This window comes from Bacteroidota bacterium, assembly GCA_037133915.1.
Classification (GTDB): domain Bacteria; phylum Bacteroidota; class Bacteroidia; order Bacteroidales; family CAIWKO01; genus JBAXND01.
The window spans coordinates 28688-49933 of sequence record JBAXND010000026.1 but is presented as its reverse complement, the minus strand read 5'-3'; the positions used below and the strand labels follow the sequence as shown (position 1 = coordinate 49933).

The 21246-nt window shown below is 41.5% G+C and carries 21 protein-coding genes; 12 read left to right on the top strand and 9 right to left on the bottom strand.

Translation table 11 applies throughout. The features are described from left to right. The first annotated feature begins 113 nt into the window (after positions 1-113). The gene (gene trxB, locus WCM76_10125) at positions 114-1043 is read left to right on the top strand and encodes a thioredoxin-disulfide reductase (protein MEI6765988.1); all 930 of its coding nucleotides are present in this window, start codon (positions 114-116) and stop codon (positions 1041-1043) included. 11 nt (positions 1044-1054) lie between these two features. On the opposite strand, the gene WCM76_10120 is transcribed toward trxB, so the two are convergent. Continuing rightward, positions 1055-1720, bottom strand: a complete 666-nt coding sequence (locus WCM76_10120) for a DUF2461 domain-containing protein (GenBank protein ID MEI6765987.1) — start codon at positions 1718-1720, stop codon at positions 1055-1057. 133 nt (positions 1721-1853) lie between these two features. Here WCM76_10120 and WCM76_10115 point away from each other — a divergent pair, with 133 nt between their 5' ends. The 6 genes from WCM76_10115 (at position 1854) to WCM76_10090 (ending at position 6565) form a co-directional block, all read left to right on the top strand. Continuing rightward, a complete protein-coding gene (locus WCM76_10115; GenBank protein ID MEI6765986.1) occupies positions 1854-3425 on the top strand; it encodes a S8 family serine peptidase in 1572 nt (523 codons plus the stop codon). A gap of 15 nt (positions 3426-3440) precedes the next feature. Further along, entirely contained in the window at positions 3441-4142 is a 702-nt protein-coding gene (locus tag WCM76_10110) for an outer membrane beta-barrel protein (protein ID MEI6765985.1), read from the top strand. 8 nt (positions 4143-4150) lie between these two features. Further along, the gene (locus WCM76_10105) at positions 4151-4615 is read left to right on the top strand and encodes a pyridoxamine 5'-phosphate oxidase family protein (protein ID MEI6765984.1); all 465 of its coding nucleotides are present in this window, start codon (positions 4151-4153) and stop codon (positions 4613-4615) included. 197 nt (positions 4616-4812) lie between these two features. Further along, the gene (locus WCM76_10100; protein MEI6765983.1) at positions 4813-5397 is read left to right on the top strand and encodes a YceI family protein; all 585 of its coding nucleotides are present in this window, start codon (positions 4813-4815) and stop codon (positions 5395-5397) included. 23 nt (positions 5398-5420) lie between these two features. Then, complete coding sequence (locus tag WCM76_10095; protein MEI6765982.1) at positions 5421-6095, top strand: YceI family protein; 675 nt, start codon at positions 5421-5423, stop codon at positions 6093-6095. A gap of 92 nt (positions 6096-6187) precedes the next feature. Beyond that, positions 6188-6565: a hypothetical protein gene (locus tag WCM76_10090; protein MEI6765981.1), complete on the top strand. Its 378-nt coding sequence runs from the start codon at positions 6188-6190 to the stop codon at positions 6563-6565. On the opposite strand, the gene WCM76_10085 is transcribed toward WCM76_10090, so the two are convergent. Then, entirely contained in the window at positions 6562-7038 is a 477-nt protein-coding gene (locus WCM76_10085) for an Rrf2 family transcriptional regulator (protein MEI6765980.1), read from the bottom strand. The two genes, WCM76_10090 and WCM76_10085, sit on opposite strands and share 4 nt — an antisense overlap. Positions 7039-7232: 194 nt before the next feature. Beyond that, entirely contained in the window at positions 7233-8576 is a 1344-nt protein-coding gene (locus tag WCM76_10080; GenBank protein MEI6765979.1) for a hypothetical protein, read from the bottom strand. A gap of 368 nt (positions 8577-8944) precedes the next feature. On the opposite strand from WCM76_10080, the gene WCM76_10075 reads away from it, so the two are divergent. Both WCM76_10075 and WCM76_10070 read left to right on the top strand, forming a co-directional pair. Next, complete coding sequence (locus WCM76_10075; protein MEI6765978.1) at positions 8945-9370, top strand: Rrf2 family transcriptional regulator; 426 nt, start codon at positions 8945-8947, stop codon at positions 9368-9370. A 74-nt stretch (positions 9371-9444) separates the two neighbouring features. Then, complete coding sequence (locus WCM76_10070; GenBank protein ID MEI6765977.1) at positions 9445-10665, top strand: DEAD/DEAH box helicase; 1221 nt, start codon at positions 9445-9447, stop codon at positions 10663-10665. Positions 10666-10685: 20 nt separating this feature from the next. On the opposite strand, the gene WCM76_10065 is transcribed toward WCM76_10070, so the two are convergent. The 5 genes from WCM76_10065 to hpt all read right to left on the bottom strand — a co-directional run bounded on the left by WCM76_10065 (position 10686) and on the right by hpt (position 14532). Then, positions 10686-11573 (bottom strand): SPFH domain-containing protein, encoded by an 888-nt coding sequence (locus tag WCM76_10065; protein MEI6765976.1) that lies wholly within the window; start codon positions 11571-11573, stop codon positions 10686-10688. A gap of 77 nt (positions 11574-11650) precedes the next feature. Further along, positions 11651-12250, bottom strand: coding sequence for a phosphatase PAP2 family protein (locus WCM76_10060; GenBank protein ID MEI6765975.1), 600 nt, complete (start codon positions 12248-12250; stop codon positions 11651-11653). Positions 12251-12259: 9 nt separating this feature from the next. Beyond that, a complete protein-coding gene (gene obgE, locus WCM76_10055) occupies positions 12260-13264 on the bottom strand; it encodes a GTPase ObgE (protein MEI6765974.1) in 1005 nt (334 codons plus the stop codon). Positions 13265-13337: 73 nt separating this feature from the next. Continuing rightward, entirely contained in the window at positions 13338-13934 is a 597-nt protein-coding gene (locus tag WCM76_10050; GenBank protein MEI6765973.1) for an adenylate kinase, read from the bottom strand. Between the two features lie 58 nt (positions 13935-13992). Further along, the gene (hpt, locus tag WCM76_10045; GenBank protein MEI6765972.1) at positions 13993-14532 is read right to left on the bottom strand and encodes a hypoxanthine phosphoribosyltransferase; all 540 of its coding nucleotides are present in this window, start codon (positions 14530-14532) and stop codon (positions 13993-13995) included. A gap of 229 nt (positions 14533-14761) precedes the next feature. On the opposite strand from hpt, the gene WCM76_10040 reads away from it, so the two are divergent. Next, positions 14762-15616, top strand: coding sequence for a hypothetical protein (locus WCM76_10040; GenBank protein ID MEI6765971.1), 855 nt, complete (start codon positions 14762-14764; stop codon positions 15614-15616). Between the two features lie 18 nt (positions 15617-15634). After that, a complete protein-coding gene (locus tag WCM76_10035; protein MEI6765970.1) occupies positions 15635-17737 on the top strand; it encodes a hypothetical protein in 2103 nt (700 codons plus the stop codon). 137 nt (positions 17738-17874) lie between these two features. Here WCM76_10035 and WCM76_10030 read toward each other — a convergent pair whose 3' ends face one another. Next, positions 17875-19710 carry a peptide MFS transporter gene (locus WCM76_10030; protein MEI6765969.1) on the bottom strand — a complete coding sequence of 612 codons (1836 nt, stop codon included), beginning with the start codon at positions 19708-19710 and terminating at the stop codon, positions 17875-17877. A 185-nt stretch (positions 19711-19895) separates the two neighbouring features. Here WCM76_10030 and WCM76_10025 point away from each other — a divergent pair, with 185 nt between their 5' ends. Beyond that, positions 19896-21083, top strand: a complete 1188-nt coding sequence (locus tag WCM76_10025; protein ID MEI6765968.1) for an ATP-binding protein — start codon at positions 19896-19898, stop codon at positions 21081-21083. Positions 21084-21246 lie beyond the last annotated feature (163 nt).

The window sequence follows — 21246 nt, the reverse complement described above, 5'->3', positions numbered from 1 at the left end:
AAATGTCCGTGCGTGTCGGAATGAATTGAACAAAATTGCTATATTGTTAAATTATTGACCATTAATTGTTTTTTTTTGACTTACGACTAATTACTTACGACTAATTTTAAAATATGAATCCGGAAAAAGTAAGATGCCTGATTATCGGTTCAGGACCCGCAGGATACACTGCAGCAATATACGCGGCACGCGCCGAACTCAAACCTGTTATGTACCAGGGCCTTCAGCCGGGCGGCCAGCTCACCACCACTACCGAAGTTGACAATTTCCCGGGATATCCCGATGGCGTTGACGGCAACCAGATGATGGAAGATATGCACAAGCAGGCAGCGCGCTTTGGCACCGATATTCGTTTTGGAATCATTAGTAAAGTTGATTTTTCGCAGCGTCCGTTCAAAGTATGGGCCGACGAAAGTACGCTTATAGAAGCTGAATCGGTTATTATTGCGACAGGTGCCACTGCTAAATGGCTTGGGATTGAGTCTGAACAGCGCATGCGCGGATACGGCGTTTCGGCCTGCGCCACCTGCGACGGATTTTTCTTCCGTGGTAAAGATGTTGCAATTGTTGGCGGAGGCGATACGGCAGCCGAAGAAGCTACCTACCTCTCTAAATTGTGTAATAAAGTTTATCTCATACACCGCCGCAACGAACTCAGGGCATCGAAAGCCATGCAGACAAAAGTGTTCGCTACCAAAAATATTGAAACGGTATTTGAACATGTACCTGTTGAAGTTACCGGCGACAAAGGCGTTGATGGCGTTGTAGTGCAAAACGTAAAAACCGGAGAAACAAAAAAACTGGATGTTACCGGCTTTTTTGTTGCTATTGGTCATACTCCAAACTCTGAATTGTTCAAGGGTCAGCTGGAGCTGGATGAAATGGGATATGTAAAAACGATTCCGGGCTCAACAAAAACAACTATTGAAGGCGTATTTGCCGCGGGCGATATTCAGGATCACATTTACAGGCAGGGAATTACGGCTGCAGGCAGCGGCTGCATGGCAGCGATTGAAGCAGAACGTTTTCTGGCGTCTGTTTAAACCGTCGATTTTCAGAGCGCTTCCGGCACAACGTGGTTTAAGAAGTCATTGTAAGGCTTCATTAACTTGAACATTTTCACCACATACTTAACAAGTTCCTTCTGCGTCATGGCAGACGGGTCATAGAAGTGCATCATGTTATAGCTCTTCAATTTCAGAAGTTCAATATGTTCAAAATCTTTTGGGAAATCCTTGGGCGCATTTACTAATTTCTCCCCGTCAATTTCACCAAAATATTTTTTGAATTGCTTATCATTTATCAATTTCAAATAAACATCCGTATTGTACAAAATCTCGCTGCGGATAGCTTTCAACAAAGGCGCTTCGGGCATCCAGATACCGCCGGCAAGAAAACAGCCGCCCGGTTCAAAATGCAAATAATAACCGGCATAATTGGGTCCTCCTCTCCCGCCTTTGCGGATAATGGCACCCATATTTGTTTTATAAGGGGTTTTATCATGCGAAAAACGAACGTCTTTATAAATCCTAAAAACGCAATCTTTGGGAGTAGTGAATTTAATATCGGAATCAAATACAGAAATTTCTTTCAGCAGCTCTGCGACAATAACATCAACTTCTGTTTTAGCAGCCTCATACTTTGACTTATTAAGCTGAAACCATTCACGGTTATTATTGGCAGCCAGTTTTTTCAGGAAATCAAGAATATCTTTTACCATAATGTCAATATTTATAACAAAAGTAAAACAAAATTCGGGTCTGAAGCAAAAAGCAAATAATGTAATAAGTCAAGAATGGATTAAGCCATTACTCATCAATTTTAGTACTTTTACAGGCATAATACTTAATATTATGAAGCTCACGAAATATTTGTTGATTCTACTGATTTTCTGCACGCTTTCTGTAAATGCGCAGCAGAATTACCGTGTATTCTTCCGCGATAAAGACGGCAGTACATTTGATCCATATTCCTACTTCGATGCAAAAGCCATTGAAAGACGCATTGTAAATAACATTTCACTTTACGACATCACCGACTTCCCTGTGAACGAAAATTATATTTCGCAAGTATCGTCTGTGGCTGATTCAGTGTTGTTTGTATCAAGGTGGTTCAATATGGCCTATGTGGATGCGACTGTATCACAAATTGAAAAAATAAAAGAATTTTCATTCGTTACAACAGTTGAACCGGTTCTTGGTTCTATGGTTCCGGCCATGATAAATCCGGAGGCAGATTATGATTCGGTTCTTAGCTCAGAAGAATCTGTGATGCTGATAAACCAGACAGCCCGCATGGGTGGCGAACTGTTCACGCAAAAAAATATCGATGGAAAAGGATTGCGTATTGCAATCTTCGATGCAGGTTTTCCAACAGTTGACGTGAATCCCGCTTTTGAGCATATCCGCCGCGACGGACGCATTTTAAAAACATGGGATTTTACCCGTAATAAAGAATTTGTTTACTCCTTCAACTCACACGGCTGTATGGTCATGTCGTGTATCGGAGGTATGATAAACGGTCGTAAGATTGGATTGGCAACAGGTGCAGAATTCATGCTGGCTCGCACAGAAGTCAATTCAGAACCCTATTCGGAAGAAAAAAACTGGCTTGCTGCCGTTGAATGGGCCGATAAGAATGGCGCCGACATTATCAACAGCTCGCTGGGTTACACTTTTAACCGATACTTCAACGACCAAATGGACGGTAAAACAAGCCTTGTGGCGAGAGCTGCAAATCTGGCCGCACGCAAAGGCATTCTTGTTATCAACGCCGCCGGAAACGAAGGCAGCAGTAAATGGAAATTTATCGGAACACCGGCCGATGCCGACAGTATTATTTCTGCAGGAGGTATTGATCCGGATACGGATTATCATATCTCATTCAGTTCGTATGGCCCTACCTCCGACAAAAGAATGAAACCGAATATCTCTGCATATGGCTCGGTGATAGCGGCCGGAAAAACCGGTTTATCCAATGTTCAGGGAACTTCATTTGCCAGTCCGCTCATTGCAGGATTTGCAGCATGTGCATGGCAGGTTCACCGCGACCGTACCAATATGCAAATGTTTGATGAGCTCCAGAAATCAGGCGACCTTTATCCCTATTTTGATTACGCTCACGGTTATGGCGTTCCGCAGGCATCGTGGTTCGTCAATGGAAAAACAAACGCATTGCCAACCTTCAACATCACAACAGTTGACAGCAATCTTGTCATTGTAACTGACACAATTAATGATAATCACTGGCCCGGCAAACAAGGGTTATTGTATTACAAAATCTCAGATTCAAAAGGGTTCATAGAAGAATACTACGTAATTTCCGTTTATCAGCAGGAAGCACTTAAGATACCCTTGAAAAAATATTCAAAAGGAAAAACGCTGACCGTTTTCTACAGAGGTTATGCAAAAGAATTTACATTTTAAATAATCATTTCAATTATGAAAAAGCTCACACTGCTCATAGCCATCATTGCAATAAATTTTACGATTACTGCGCAGACAGTAGTAATGAAACAGAATGTACTTGCTGATTCTGCCAAATCACATTTTGGTCCGAATCAACGCAATTACCTCAACGGTTTTATCAGTTTCGGATTTGTTCTCGGATCTTCAGAGAACGCCGGAAGTGCAGTAAACTACGGTATTTCTAATCATTTTGACATTGGTATCCGTTATAAACTCAAGCTGTGCAACCATTATGCGCTCGGAGCAGAAGTTTCATACAATATGCATTCTTACAATCTGAAACAGGAAAAAGAAAAAACATTTCCTGACACCGTAATACACAAGAAAGAAAGCTATACCGACCACGCTGTTGAATTGGGAATTTTTCAACGCATCAATTATGGCCGCAGAGGGAACTATATGGGCAACTATATTGATATGGGCGCTTACGGAAGCTATACTTTTTCGGCAGTGAATTTCACAAAAGACAAACTTGACAACGGCAATCTGGTTCGCACAAAAATTTCGCATCTGAATTATTATGAGCCGCTGGGTTACGGATTCTTCGCTCGTTTAGGATTCAACCGTTATATAATCTATGCCAAATACCGCATGACAGATATTTTTGTAAAATCCTGCCCTTACCCCGAACTGCCGCGCTTTGTAGCAGGCATTCAGATTGGCCTTCATAAATAAATACAGGTATGAGAACAAAAAGGATGCTGACTGATGCTGAAAGTATCAGGAAGATTATTGATAAATGTGATGTGTGTTTTGTAGGTATGAGCGACGCTCATAATATGCCTTACGTACTCCCGTTTAACTTTGGATTTGACGGTAGTTACATTTACCTGCATTCAGCCAAAGAAGGGCACAAAATGGATATTCTGCACGCTAATCCTAAAGTGTCTGTTGCATTCAGTACCGACCATGAAATAGGTTTTCAAAACAAAGATGTTGCCTGCAGTTACCTTATGAAATATCGCAGTGTGGTAGCTTTCGGACATGTTGAGTTTATTGAAGACCCCGATTTAAAAAAAGAGGCATTAAACATCATGATGAAGAAATATACCGGTCGTGAGTTTCCCTATGGTATGCCGTCAGTACTTGAAGTTGAATGTTACCGGGTAGTCATCGAAAAGATTACCGGTAAAGAATATGGCTATTAGAAACTTATGAGTTCTCTTTCTCAGATTTAACATCGGATTTACTCCATTTCGCCCCTTGTCGTATTGATTTTTATCAGTACGGGCGGCTCAAATTATAATCACAATTGCTTGTTGATTTGGAATGGTTATTGTAAATTTGTCCTATCTATTTTATAGGATTGATAGGATTCAATAAAAACCATTTTAAAAACATAACCATGAAAACAAGAATTCTGATTATTTCAATGCTTGTCCCTTTTATGCTTTTGGGTCATTCGGTAAGTGTTGTTAAAACATTTAAAGTAGACAAAGCCAAAACAACAGTGACCGTATCGGGCACATCAAACCTGCATGACTGGGAAAGCAAGGTCACGAATTTTGATGGCAACCTCGAAGCCGTAATCGGCCCCAATAACCTGATTGACCAGATTAACACGCTGACAGTAAATTTTTACTCGAATAGTTTCAGAAGCGGAAAAGACGGCATGGATGAAAAAACATTTACGGCCCTTAAGACCGACAAATTCTCGGCAATTTCATTTAAACTGCTGGAAATAAAAGAGAAAAAAATGGTGAGCAAAGTTCAGCAGTTGGTTGCATCGGGTAACCTAACCATTAGCGGTGTTACAAAAAAAATAGACCTGACAGTGCTCAGCTTTGTCGGAACCAACGGCGAAGTATATTTTCAGGGCAACAAACAAATAGACATGACAGAGTACGGTATTACACCGCCCGAAGCATTGTTCGGTACTGTTAAAGCCGGCAAACTGGTGACAGCAAATTTTAAAATGTATTTCCAATAGATTAAAAAAAGAGGGAAACAGCCATGAATACATCATCCCCAAAAAGAAATGTGTTCCGTTTCTCCTTCCGGAGAACAGGGTTATTCTTTTCGTCAGCGATACTGCTATCATTGCTGACGTGCTCTTTCCCCTTACGGGCAGGGAACGATCCGCTTCCAATCAGCGCATTTATTTGTAATGGCATCGATCTCTCAATCAGTGTTGAAACCAATGTTGAAGGGTTTACCTGTGACTATGCAAATCAAATCAACGATACGCTGGATGCCTCGCTAACCCGTACAGGCGATAAATACGACCTTCACTGCCGTCAGTTTAATATTCCTATAAAACTGATAGACTGCCACAGCCCAATGATGAACAGCGATCTTCAGGAAATGCTGAACGCGAATATTTATCCGTCCATCTTAATAAGCACTAACAATTTTGTATTGGATAGAAATCTTATTAAAGGTGGCTCAGGAGCTCTCACCATCAATATTGACGGCAAAGACAAGGTATATAAAGTCGCGCTCAAGAGTTTTGTTCGCAATAATGATCTCATGGTAAGCGGTCGCCTCACCATTGACCTGAACGATTATCAGATCTCCACTCCTACTAAATTCTTCGGCCTCGTGAAAGTTTCCAGCGTAATTGATATTGATTTCAACTTACTGTTCAAGCTCTACCGTTCACCGGCCTTATCCAGTGTGAATCACTGATTTTTGATTAAGCTGTATGACATTTTAATACTTTTATATCACCGGAAACAGGTGTTCGAAAATATATGCGATATAAACGTTAAATTATTATTATGAAGGCAAAACCAATGTGGATGCGTATTACCTATATAATTAGTGTAGTAGTATTTCTTCTTGGAACATTAGATCCAATGGAAGGTTCAGTACTTATTGCCGCCGGCTCAATTCTTATGGCCGTAATTACAGCACTTGCTCACGACAGGCACCGCAAACTTTTTATGACATCAATGATAATGATTGTAATCGGAGTATTCTTTCTGTTCTACTTCTCCTCATTAGGTGGTTTTGGAGGCACTTCAGATCTTTCATGGTGGTGGGCACTTTTGATACTCCCTTATCCGTTAGGCTGGTTGTTAACGATTGTTACATTGATTGTACGACTGTTTAAAAAACGACCGTCATCAGAAAAAATTGAGCAGGCAAAAAATTAAGCGGGTGAAATTCCGGATTTCTTTATCAATTCCGGAAACCCGACTAAATCATCTGCTGCTATAGCAATGCCTTTATCGAGCAGGCTCTGAAGGCTTACTTCCCTCATAAAAGAAATAATATTCATATTAAGCTTGGTCCAGAATATTTTTGACGAACATCCTGAGTGACCTTCACACACAACACAGGTTTGCGACAGGCATTCCACAATACAGATGCCCGGTTCAAAGGCATTATGAATATCGTACATACTTATTTCACCTGCAGGGCGTGCAAGCTGGTAACCGCTTTTCTTGCCACGGGCATTTATAATTAGCCCGGCAACTTTCAACGCATGTATTATATGATCAAGGTATTTGACTGAGATTCCCTGATGGATAGAAATATCCTTCTGAAGAATACCTTCGCCCGGAGTGCAGCCCGCTATCTCAAGCATGGTGCGTATTCCGTATCGTGTCTTTGAATTGAATTTCATCTGACGAAGGATCGGTAAGTATTGATTCAATATTTCAACAGAAAAAGAAAAGAAAAAAGGGACTGCCACGACAAACTTTTCCCTAAGCAAACCTGATTTCAACTCCCTAAAACGAACCGTGCTGTCACACAGTGACAACACGGTTTCGGATTATCATCTATCAGATAGATTCATGACAGTCCCGGATCAATAATTTAGAAAGAGATACCTGCTTCTACCATCAGGCCTTTGAATCCGGCAGCACCGGGACCATAGTTGGCATAACCGGTCTTATCTTTATTGAAGTTTTTGTAATCCTGAATTACGTATTCCACTTTTGCAATTACATTAGGAGTAATTTTCCAGCCGGCAGCAGCCTGAATGCGGCTTGTGCTCATTTTGTCCATGGCAGGAACAGTACCCACAGCATCGGTTGCATTACGCGAAACTACATTATAGCGACCACCAACATAGAATTGCTTTTGTCCGCCAAAATAGTACAGACCCTGAATGTTCATGTGGGTGAAAGAATATTTACGGGCAGGAGTAACTACACCGGTAGGGCTTGTTACTTCAAAACCTGTATTCCCATTGGCCATTTCATAGGTTCCGAACAGTTCAAAGCCATATATCCATGCATACAGATTTCCCATAATTGAAGTATTCTTGGTGAAGCTTCCCGGACCAAAATATCCGTTGGTAACATTGGCTGTGATATCATATGCAGGAGATGTTCCGAGGCTTTGTTTGTTCATCACGAGAAAATAACGTGAACCAGCGCGGTCGCCGGCATAAAGGGTTCCACCATGGGTATCTGAACACAGATAACCGGAAACTGAGGGACGAATTCTGATTTTTTCAGTTAATTTTTTATCATAAGCCAGTTTAAAATAGTAAGCCATTTCACGACCCATATTGTAAGGATCCCAGCTTTTTGTCGTTGCGTTGTATCCGCCTAAGGCAGGTTTGAGGTTACCGCTTGTTGCGGCAGCCATTGCTGTAATTCCTTTCCAGCGGAAATATAATTCAGCGGCGGGAGCTGTTGTGAAACCGTCAAGGATGTAATTACCCACAAACGGATTATTGATAACACGACCGTTATCAGACCTGTAAAAATGGTCATCGCCGTAGTTAAGTTCCATCACACCTACTTTAAGTGTGAGATACTTCATTATATTATCAACTGTTTGCGATTTGAAAAACGGCAATGCATCAACCAGCAGATATCCGCCTTTTACCCATGATTCGTTGTGATGACGGGCTGCCAGATAAGTTACCAGATTTACTTTGATACCCGGAGCCAATTCACTTTCAACGGTGAGGTTGGCAGCAGGAAGGTTGATGTTTCCACCAAGAGGAATGAGCAACGAGTCAGCATGATGCTGTAATGATTGAAATTGAAGCGCAAAATCTGCACCTACGCGAACTTTCAATTTTGTAAATGCAGCAGGATTTTGTTTGGCCTCTTCAAAGACCTTGTCCCATGCTTTAAGTGAATCCTGACCAAAGGCCACTGCTGCGTAAACTGTCGCAACAAAAACAAAGATTAGTTTTTTCATGTTGTTTGAGATTGGTTTGTTATTAATTTACACTACTTATCCTATCATATTTGTAGGACAAAAGTAATGGCAACAACAAAGCAAAGCAACATTGCGTTCAACTATTTTTAAGGAAACTGATTTATATTAGTTTTAAGAGTACGCAGGTAGAAAGCAAAAAATATGAAAGCAATATTTCCATCAATGAAAAAATTTCATTTATAATCAATAGAAAGGCAGTATGCGAGCATTTTATAAGTACAGACTGGAGTTGCATAGCGTAAAAACATTAAAGTCCTTGAATTTAGAAAAAGAGCTAATTTTGCGGAATAGAATCCTATAAACTCAAAGGTGTAAGTCAAATAAATGCAATTATAAAAAAGAAGGCTATGCAGATCAATACTAAAATCCGTTACGGAATGCGCACCATGATTGAATTAGGTCTCGATAAAAAAAAAGAAGGCGTATTCCAGAAAGACATCGCCAGGAATCAGGATCTTTCAGAAAAATATCTTGACAGCATAATCTCATCTTTGAAAACCGCCGGTCTTATCCGCAACACCAGCGGCAAAAAGAGTGGATACGTTCTCAACCGCCCTGCAGGTAAAATAAGCGTGTATGATATCTACAGAGCCTTTGAACAGCCCGTGCTCATACCATGTATCTGCGACGATGATTTTTGCAAACGTACGGTTGTTTGTGCTGCAAAAAAATACTGGTCAGGTTTGAATGAGAGTATTGTCAGGCATATGAAAAAAGAAACACTTGCGCGTCTTGTTCGCGAAACCGCAATCATGGCAGCAAATGCAAAGTAAATGCGGAAATAATTGCTTACCTTTGCATTAAGACACCACGCAGGTTTCTGTTTACCACTAAATTTTAAAATATTTTGCAGTTTAAAGAATTGAATCTTGATTCCCGTTTGCTCGAAGGAATTGATGCAATAGGTTTTAATGAAACCACTCCCATTCAAGAGCAAGCCATTCCTCCGATACTTGCAGGTAAAGATATCATTGGTTCCGCGCAGACTGGCACCGGAAAAACAGCAGCGTTTCTGCTTCCAATTATCAACAACATCATTACTACTGAACAGAAGAACAGCATCAAAGCGCTGGTAATTGTACCCACACGCGAATTAGCCTCCCAGATTGACCAGCAACTTGAGGGGTTTTCATACTTCACGCCCATTAGCTCAGTGGCCATATACGGCGGTACCGATGGTGCAGCTTTCTCGCGTGAACGGCAGGCACTGGCCGAAGGCGCGGATATTGTAATTTGCACTCCCGGTCGTATGATTGCTCATTTAAATATGGGCAATGTGAGTCTCAGCGGACTGAAATATTTAGTTTTGGATGAAGCCGACCGCATGCTCGACATGGGCTTTTTCGAAGACATTATGCAGATAATTTCTTACTTGCCCAAAGAAAGGCAGAATCTCATGTTTGCGGCAACCATGCCCAAAGAAATCCGAGACCTGGCCCGCAAAATTCTGGTTGATCCTGTTGAAATAAGTATTGCCATCAGCAAACCATCGGAACGCGTTTTACAGGGCGCTTATGTTGTTTATGAAACACAAAAAATTCCTTTGCTGCTGAGCTTGCTGAGTGCACGCAAGCTGCAGAGTATACTAATATTCTGCTCAACAAAGAGCAGTACCAAAATCCTGAATCGCGAACTTAGGAAAACAGGGCTTGCTGTAAGTGATATCCATTCCGATCTCACACAGGATGAGCGTGAACAGGTGTTGCTTGATTTCAGAAACCGCAAGCTTAATATTCTGGTAGCTACCGATATTCTTTCACGCGGTATCGATATTGAAGATATTGACCTTGTTATTAATTACGATGTACCGAACGATGGAGAAGATTATATACACCGCATAGGACGCACTGCCCGTGCGGCATCCGAAGGTGTTGCACTCACTTTTATCAATGACAATTCGATGGGGCGCTTCGGTATTATTGAGCGCTTGCTTGGCTCAGCTGTTTTTAAAATACCTGTCCCTGCTGAATTTGGTGAAGCGCCCGTCTATAATCCTGATAAGAAAAGTGGTGGATTTAAAAGAGGAAACGCCGGAAAAAAGCCTTCCTTCAGGCATTCCCGGCGTTAACCATCCAATTACTATTAACCCTATTTTTCCTGAGCGTTGATGCCCGTTGTATTTTTAATCAAAGGTAAAATACCGGCCATATCACCAATTACGTTTACCAGATCTGAGCCTGCCGGTACAACAATTTTTGCATTGTTTTGTAGCGATGTTTCAAGCGCCTGCAGCTTACGCAGAATCTGGGCATTGCCAATAAAATACTTTTCGGCGGCTTCATTTACCAGCCTTATTGCTTCAGAATCACCTTCAGCCTGAAGAATGCGAGCCTGCTTCACGCCTTCGGCTTCTTTAATTTTGGCGCGTTTCTCACCGTCGGCCACCGTTTCCCGGGCTGTTGCATAGTCGATAGCAGCAATCTTTTCATTTTCCGCCTTCACAACTTTATTCATCGTTTCCTGAACATCCTTGGGAGGGTCAATTTCCTTGAGCTCTGTGCGTACAATATCAATGCCCCAACTTTTTGTTTCGTCGCAAAGCGTACGATGCAGCTCTGCATTAATCTTACCGCGTTCGCTGTTAGCCGATTTCAGCGTGAGCGTACCAATAATATTTCTGAGTGTTGTACGTGCCAGATTCACAATTTGCCACTGGTAACGGTTCACGTTATACAGCGAATTCTTCACACTCTCCTCATCACCTTTCACTCTGAAATACACCTGTGCATCCACCCGCGCATTCAGATTATCATTCGTGATTATTTCCTGAGGTTCAGCATCCACCATCTGCTCAGTAGTGTTTACCTGATACAATTTTTCGATGCCCAATGGAATTATCAGATGAAATCCGGGTTCGGCAAAGCGGTTGTACTTTCCTAACCTTTCAATGAGTCCACGATGGGTAGGTCTGATTATCCTGATTCCCATAAGCAGTATCAGAATCACCGGTACTGCAATATACAGTGCTATTAACATATTAGACTTTTTTTTGATCTATTAATATTCTATTTCCGTAAAGGTAGGTCAAAATACGAAATAAAACGCAAAATGATTTACATCTGAGACGACCTGAAAAAATCGTTTCGTGACAGAAATCTGCGTTCTGAGAATTTAAAAAGCAGTTGCATCAGAAATCCGGCCAATGTGCCGGCAAACGCACCGCAGAGCACATCGCCTGCAAAATGAACACCCAGATAGATACGGGTATAAGCAATAAATGACACGCAAAGCAGGGTAATGGGTGTGAAATATTTGATTTTTTTGCCAAGCAAACCAATCAGGAAAACCCCTATAGCAAAAAAGTTGGTTGCATGAGATGATGTAAAGCTATATCCACCACTTCTGTAATTACCAACAATGTGAATCATATTATTAATGTGGGAATCTGAGCATGGGCGTATCCGCATGAAAACATTCTTGAACAGATTGGACGATACCTGATCGGTTATAGCAATCAGTAATGCAGCAAACAGCAGAATTATAATGGTTTGTTTGCCGTAATATTTTACAAGTAACGCCAGTATTAACACATAAAGCGGCAGCCAGTTCATGCCATTGGTGCACCACATCATAAGGTTGTCAAGACACGGGCAATGAAGGCTGTTTAAGAACAGCGTTACCCGGATGTCCAGTTGTTCAAGGTGATGCAGCATAGTTTAATTTCAGAAATCGGGAGCCGGTTTATTGAGTTCTTTCCATATTAAATCTTTCAGTTTGCTGATACCCATTCCGGTAATGGAAGAAATAAGCACTGAAGTTATCTTTGGAAGGGTTTTCTTAACCTCCGCAAGCAGAGTTTCATCAAGCATATCGCATTTGGTAACAGCAAGCAGACGTGGTTTGTCCAGCAGTTCGGGATTAAATTCCGAAAGCTCATTCAGCAATATTTTATACTCTTTTTTGATGTCTGCCGAATCAACAGGAATCATGAAAAGCAAGATGGAGTTCCGTTCAATATGCCTGAGAAATCTCAAACCAATGCCACGACCTTCATGCGCACCTTCAATAATACCCGGAATATCAGCCATCACAAACGACTTATCTTCTTTGTATTTTACAATTCCCAGATTGGGGACCAGTGTTGTGAAGGGATAATCGGCAATTTCGGGTTTAGCGGCTGAAACAACAGACAGCAATGTTGATTTTCCGGCATTGGGAAAGCCTACTAAACCAACATCTGCAAGAATTTTCAGTTCCAGAATTTTCCATACTTCCTGGCCAGGCTCGCCCGGTTGTGCATAGCGCGGAGTCTGGTTCGTGGCTGTTTTAAAATGAGAATTTCCCTGTCCGCCCCTGCCACCGGGGACAATGATGCGGAGTTCGCCATCGCTTACAATTTCAAAATCTATTTCACCGGTTTCCGCATCCCGGGCAACAGTACCCAGAGGCACATCCAGAATCACGTCGTCGCCATAAGCGCCGCTGCTGTTGTGTTTACTGCCATGAGCACCATGACCTGCAACAACATGCTTGGTATATTTAAGGTGTATGAGTGTCCAAAATTGCGCATTACCGCGAAGAATGATGTGTCCTCCCCGACCGCCGTCACCACCGTCGGGTCCGCCTTTGGGTATATATTTTTCACGACGGAGATGGGAAGACCCACCACCGCCATTGCCGCTGCGGCAACAAATCTTCACATAATCGACAAAATTTGAGTCGGACATTACAGAGCCTTTCGGGAATGAAAACAGTCAGTAAAAATATCACATAAGCCGCACTTAGCAACGGCTTTAAATACTAATTCAGGCTGATATTGTTTTTACTTATGAAATTATCAATTGCGCTGCTGATTGCTCCAAAAACTTCTTCAACAGTACCCATTCCGTTGATGCGTAACAGCTTTCCCTGTTCTGCATAATAATCCAAAAGCGGCAAGGTTTGAGTATTGTAAACAACGATTCTTTTGCGAATCACTTCAACATTATCGTCGGTGCGGTTTGAGTGTGCGCTGCGTATTTTTATTCTGTTGAAAAGTTCTTCTTCGGTAACATCAAGATAAAGCACCATAGAGATGGGAATACTTTTATGATTGAGTACGCTGTCGAGCGTGCCGGCCTGAGTGATGTTACGCGGAAAACCGTCGAAAATAAACCCGTTAGGATTGGTATGACGGGACGCGCGGTAGTAAAGATTTTTGAAGATTACACTATCGGGAACCAACAAACCGTCGTCAATATACTGTTTGGCAAGTTTACCTATTTCGCTGCCAGCTTTAATCTCTTCGCGCATGATATCGCCCGTTGAAAGATGCACCAAGCGGTATTTATTAATAATATTCTCAGATTGAGTTCCTTTGCCTGTGCCGGGAGCACCAAAAATGATTATGTTTAACATAAATTATAAGGAGGGTTAGTGGTTATTTCAGTATTTTATAAAAATCGTCAGGAAAAAACTATTCAGGTATTATTTTATACACGTCTTTCAGGTTACGTCCCAAACCATCGTAATCAAGACCATAGCCAACAATGAAATCATTCGGAATGCGGATGCCGACATAATGAATGTCGAATACCTTAATGAGCGCATCCGGTTTAAGAAGGAAGGTGGCAATGCGGATATCGGCAGGTCCGAATTTATTCAACTGCTCCAGCATATGCTCCATAGTAATGCCTGTATCTATAATATCTTCAAGTATTACAACATGCCTGCCTTTCAGGTCTTCATTCAGACCTATTAACTGTTTCACTTGATTTGTGGTAGAAGTGCCCGAGTAGGACGCCAGTTTCACAAATGAAACTTCGCAATCCATATCTAATTTTTTAAGCAAATCCGACGCGAACATAAAAGCACCGTTGAGGATTACAAGAAAGACCGGAGTTTTGCCATTCATGTCATTCGTTATTTCTTCTGCGACTCTGGCGATGGACTTCTGAATTTCCTCAGATGGAATTGATAATGAGAAGGATTTATCCTTCAGTGTTATGTTCGTCATATACCGGAAAATGAATTAGAGAGGTCAAAAATACAAAATATAGTCCGTAACCGTTTTAGTAAGCCATAATAATTTTATATTTGCGGATAGAAATTGCAGGGGCATTTTCCTGTAGTTAAAACATAATGTGAGCAACCTCAGAACATTACAAAATCAGGATGTTTATAAAGTGTCAATAAAAAGTTGAAATAAATTTATTTTTTTTAATTGTTCAATAAAAAATCGTGAAATGAAGGTTCGTTTATTAGCATTGATTTTGGGGATACTGATGGTATCCAACGTATGGGGACAGAAAGAGAACTCCAGTATTGGCGGGCGGTCTGCAGGCATGGGCAATGCTTCTGTAACGTTTACCGACTTGTGGTCGGCGCATAATAATCAGGCAGGAATGGCATATGCCAAAACCATGGCCGCCGGCGTTTATTACGAAAACCGGTTTTTGATGAAAGAAATGGGGCTCAAGGCTGTTACATTTGTGCTGCCCGTTAAAAAAAGTGGCGTTTTTGGCATCAATTACTCCAATTTCGGTTACAACCTTTACAACGAAAATAAAGTGGGTCTTGCTTACGCGATGTCTTTTGGTGAGCGCGTATCGGCCGGTGTACAACTTGACTACATCTATACTCACATTGCTGAAAACTACGGTAACAGAGGCGCTTTCACATTTGAAGTCGGCGTGAGGGCTGTGCTTGTCAAGAATCTGGTGTTTGCTGCACATATATTTAATCCGATGCGCGCTAAAACATCAAAATATACGGACGAGCGCATTCCGTCTATCATTAAAGGCGGCTTATCTTACACTTTCTCCGAAAAAGCTATGATAAGTGCGGAAGTTGAAAAAGACATCAATTATAAAGCAGTAGTGAAGGCAGGTGCAGAATACCATATAGTAAAACCGCTTTACGTCCGTATAGGAATTGGCACATCACCATTAGTTAATACAGTGGGCGTAGGTCTTGAACTCTACAATTTTAAAATAGACGTTGCAGCAATGAGGCATCCGGTTCTTGGATATTCGCCGCAGGTTTCATTATCATATAATTTCGGCGGCAGTTCCAATGCACCACAAAAATCCTCAAACTAATTCGAAAAATATCAGAAAATGCACAACGCACTAAGATTTCAAAAAATATTCTGGATACTGATCTTTTTCCTCATCTTTTCTGTCAGGGGATTTGCTCAGGAACTGGAACCGCAGACCGAACAGGAAAAGGAACAGAAAATAGAAGGAGTGGCAGAACAAACAGACGCCGAGCTTGACTATAACGACCTTCTGCAAGATATTGAATACTACCAAAAACACAAAATCAATCTTAACAAGACCAGTGTTGAAGAGCTTCACGTATTATTTTTCATGACTGATATCCAGATCAGCAACCTTTTGGAGCATATAAAAAAATACGGAAAACTTCTTTCGGTATATGAATTACAGGGAATTCCATCATTTGATACTGCGATTATCAGCAAAATGCTGCCCTATGTTACTGTTGATGCTCCCTCCACAGGTCTGAGCACAGGAATAAAAGGCATTTTTCAGAATGGTTCCAGCGAGGTATATGTGCGTTGGCAACGAATACTGGAAGATCAGGCAGGCTACGCGCCCATCAGCGACAGCTTATTGGCATTAAAACCAAACTCGCGTTATCTGGGAAGCCCTGATAAACTGAATGCACGCTATCGTTTCAAATATGGCAACAAGATAAGCTGGGGCATTACAGGAGAAAAAGATTATGGCGAAGAATTCTTTAAGGGCAGTCAGAAAAATGGTTTTGATTTCTACTCCGCACATTTATTTATAAGAGACATCAGTATCATTAAAGCGCTTGCTATCGGCGATTTTCACGCACAGTTCGGGCAGGGACTCACATTATGGACTGGCATGGGATTCGGAAAATCATCGGATGTTGCCGGAGTAAAAAAACTGGCTCAGGGTCTTCGGCCTTACACTTCAACCGATGAAAACCGATTCCTGCGTGGTGCCGGAATTACTTTAGGCAAGAACGGCTTTGAACTCACCGGTTTTTACAGCCAGAAAAAAGTGGATGGTAACGTACTCGCTACCGATTCATTGACCAGCGAATTGAATTACATCAGTTCATTGCAGGAAACAGGGTTACACTCAACACCTGCTGAAATGGCCGACAGACATGCCGTCAAAGAACAAATAGCCGGTGGGCATTTTGCCTTCAGGACACGTCGGTTGAATATTGGAATTTCAGGCGTTTATACTAAATACGGCGCTAACCTTCAGCGCAAACTCGTTTATTATAACCAGTTTGAATTCAATGGTAACACGAATTATAATTATGGAATAGACTACAGTTACATTGTACGCAACTTCAATATTTTCGGTGAAACCTCGCGCAGCCAAAGTGGTGGTATAGCAACTCTAAACGGATTAATGGTAAGCCTCGATAAAAAAGTGAGTCTTTCGGTTGTTCACCGCTATTACCAGCGCAACTATCAGGCGCTTTACACATCGGCTTTTGGCGATGGCAGCAGAAGCAGCAATGAAAACGGTCTTTACATCGGACTGGCAATTGCCTTTAATAAAAAATGGGCATTGAATGCTTATGTTGACAACGTGAACTTTCCGTGGTTAAAATATAAAGTGAACAATCCCTCACTGGGACAAGATTACTTAGTCGATATAATTAACACGCCAAATAAAAAACTGCAATTATACGGGCGTTTCCGCTACGAGCATAAAGGCATCAATAATACAAGCCTCGATAATATTATAAATTACGCAGAGTATTATACGAAACAAAGCTATCGGTTTAACCTTTCCTATGCAGTAAGCCCTTCGTTCACGCTGAAGAGCCGCGTTGAATACCTTCGTTATAAACAAGACAGCAAAGATGCAAAAAACGGTTTTCTGATTTATCAGGATGTAAAATATAAAGCAAACAACAGCCCCGTGAGTGTAACTTTACGCTACATGCTCTTTGATACTGATGCATACGAAGCCAGAATGTACACTTACGAAAACGATGTGATGTACAGCAGTTCCGTTCCCGGTCTGTATTATAAAGGAAGCCGCTGGTATTTACTGGCATCATACCATGTAAACCGTTACATTGTTTTATACGCTCGCTTTGCTCAGACCATTTATACCAATAAAAATGTTATTGGCTCAGGGATGACAGCCATTGCAGGCAACACAAAGTCGGAAGCCAAGGCAGAAGTGATATTTAAATTCTAGCGTTAAGATAACAGGCATAAGATAAAAACAGAAGTCAGAAGTTTTGGGGCAGTAATTCAAACTTTAGTCACTTCAAAGTACAAATAAAAAGAGGTTGTCCTTGCAAGGCAGCCTCTTTCTTTATGCATCAGGTACACCTATTTTGTAACTCTTTCAAGACGTTTCATGATAGAGAAAATGAAGATGGCTGCAAGAACACAGCAGATAATAAATATTCCCCAGAGCATGTACAGCTCAATTTTGCCCCACATCAAACTTCCCACAAACAAAAATTTATTTCCAACTGCAGTTGCCAGTAACCAACCGCCCTGCATCAAACCCTGAAAGCGGGCAGGTGCGACTTTAGAAACAAATGACAGGCCGATAGGACTCAGGAAAAGTTCGGCAATGGTAAGTATAAGGTAAGAACTCATCAACCAGTATGGCGACACCCTTGCACTTTCCTCAACAGCAGCGCCTGCCATATCTTTAGGCGATATCAGCGAAAGCGATGCAATCAGAATCAGGATAAAACCGACGGCCGCGATAAACATACCGATGCCAATCTTTTTGGGTGACGAAGGCTCCTTGCCCCTTTTGTTAAGCCAGCTAAAAATGCCCATTACAAGCGGAGTCAGCGCTACAATAAACAACGGGTTGAACGACTGGAATACTTCCGGTGATATCGAATTTGAAGCTGTATTCTGGCTGGCAAGATAATAACACAGATATCCGAATCCCAGGAAAGCAATGGCTCCGCCAATACGTGTTGCGGCTTTTTTGGTAAAGAATATCATGGCGCATCCTGCCATTGCAGCAATTACACACAATATTGACCAGATATCAAAAAACAGATGCGTGTACGGACCCACAAATTTTGTGGTATAGTCACGTGCAAACATCGTTAAGGTAAGACCATTCTGATGGAAGGACATCCAGAAGAAAATCACCACCAGAAATACCAGACTCAGTGCAACGATTCGAGGTCTTTCGTCTTTGGTGGAAATCTGGAATACCAGTGAAACAAAGCCAACAAACAGACCAACTGCCAGGCCCATCTGATAGTTGATATCTTTGATATCCGTGAAACGGTCAGCCACATGGAACAGCAGCGCCACAACGCCCATCAGCACCAGCGATATCACCAATGCCCTGATGTTACTTCCGAGACCGACTACAGATTTATCGTCAGCTTTTGCAGCCACCACAACTTCTTCTTTTTGCTTGGCAGGAATCAGTTTATTGAAGATAAGGTAAATGATCAGTGATAAAATCATGGCGCCTGCAGCTATTCCGAAGGCATAGTTAAATCCGGTCGAGAATACATTAATATAGTCTGCCGTGAAGGTGGTAAGATTCGCTGCCGATTTACCACCACCCTGAATAATAGATGCATCGGCAAGTTTTTGCAATTGCGCGGTATCTTTAATCGTACCGTTAATAAACTGGTGGCAGAGTGCAGGCAAATCGGCATCTTCCAAATAACCATTTGTTTTAAGCCAGTAGCCCTTGATTCCTTTTGCAACAAAGGGTGCGAAGAATGCACCAACGTTGATGCCCATATAAAAAATCATAAATGCGCTGTCGCGGAATTTCCGGTACTTGTCATTGTCATACATCTGACCAACAACAGCCTGAAGATTGCCTTTAAACAACCCGTTTCCGAGAGCAATAACAAACAATGCGCTGATTGATACCCATAATTCAAGGCCGGGAATAGCAATGATGCAGTAGCCCGCAAACATAATCACCTGACCGATAAAAATAATTGTCTTGTACTTTTTAGTCCAGTCAGCAATCATACCGCCAACCAGTGCCAGAGCATAAATGGCAAAATAAAACCATGAGTAATAACTGCCGGCCGATTCGGCATCAAGCCCATAGCGAGCCTGCAAGAACATGACAAGAATAGCCATCATGGTATAGAAGCCGAAGCGTTCGCCCATGTTCGTAAAAAAGGCTACCAATAATCCTTTAGGATGGTCTTTCAACATAAATGTGTGTTTTTAGTGAATGATTTGAGACAAAAATAAACAAAATAATTCTATAAAAATGATTCACCTTACGCCTCTTTCAACAAACTGGTTATATGCACTATATGAAATTAAAAAATCATTAATTTGCATTTTGTCTTGTATGAGTCGACAAAATTATATAATTTTGTCTAAAAGGTATCGACATGAAAATATTCGACCGCAAAATACTGGCTTCTGTCCGCAAGGCAATGAATACATCAGAAATTATTGTTCTGACAGGATTACGGCGTTCGGGCAAAACCTCAGTACTTCGTAAACTGTATGATGAAGTGCCCGGTCATAACAAGGTATTCCTTGATTTCGAAAATTTCCTGGACCGTGCACTGTTTGAAGTTAAGGATTACAACCGCATTGTTCGCTCGCTGAAAGAAGTAGGGCTGAGCAAAGCAAAAGGCGGATTTGTTTTTATTGATGAGATTCAGAGTTATCCTGATTCGGTGCGGGCATTAAAATACTTATACGATCATTATCAGATTAAATTTATTGTAACCGGTTCCAGCAGCTTTTATTTAAAAGGACTATTTCCCGAAAGCCTTGCAGGTCGTAAAACTATTTTCGAACTGTACCCTCTGGATTTTGAGGAATTTTTGCTTTTTAAAGGAGTTCATTCAACCTTTGACAAAACCTTTCATAAAAAAGCAGAGGGCAAAAGCAGCACGCGTCATGAAAAGCTTGCATCCTATGTTGATGAATACCTTAAATGGGGCGGCTTTCCGCAGGTGGTACTTGCCAAGGACGAAGATCACAAACGTAGGATTATCGGCGATATCTTCTCATCATACCATCAAAAGGACATCCTGCAATTGTCAGATTTCAGGAATATCAGTGTATTCAGAGATTTGCTGATGCTGCTGATTGACCGTACCGGTTCCAAGCTCGACATCAGCAAGCTCGCTGCCGAAGCAGGAATTAGCCGCGATACCGTGTATAGTTATCTGTCGTTTCTGGAAGCCACGTATATGATTAGTCTGGTGAAGCCCTATTCGCTCAATACCGGTCGTGAAGTAAGCGGCGCACGTAAAGTATATTTCTGTGATAACGGAATATTGTCGGTATTCGGGAAGATATCGGCAGGCAGTGCGTTTGAGAATGCCGTTCACTGCAACCTGATGAGATCGCATAAAGTCAATTACTATCAGAAAAGAACCGGCCATGAGATTGATTTTGTACTTCCCGAAAGCAAGACCGCACTGGAAGTAAAGACCAAGGGCTCAAAGCTGGATTACAATAAAACACGCGCCAATGCCGAACAGATAAAACTATCGCACACCTACTTTATCACAAAGCAGTATTGTGATGAATCCTGGGCAATACCTTTTGAAACATTATAAAATTAATTTTTACTTATTGTATATCTGATTATTACAGAGTTTACATTCAATTTTGTCGAGTAGCTCTCGACAATATTATATAATTTTGTCGAGTAGTGTTTGTCATCATCAAATTTTAGTCGAAGGCATTAACAACCTTATCATCCGGATTAACATCAACGTA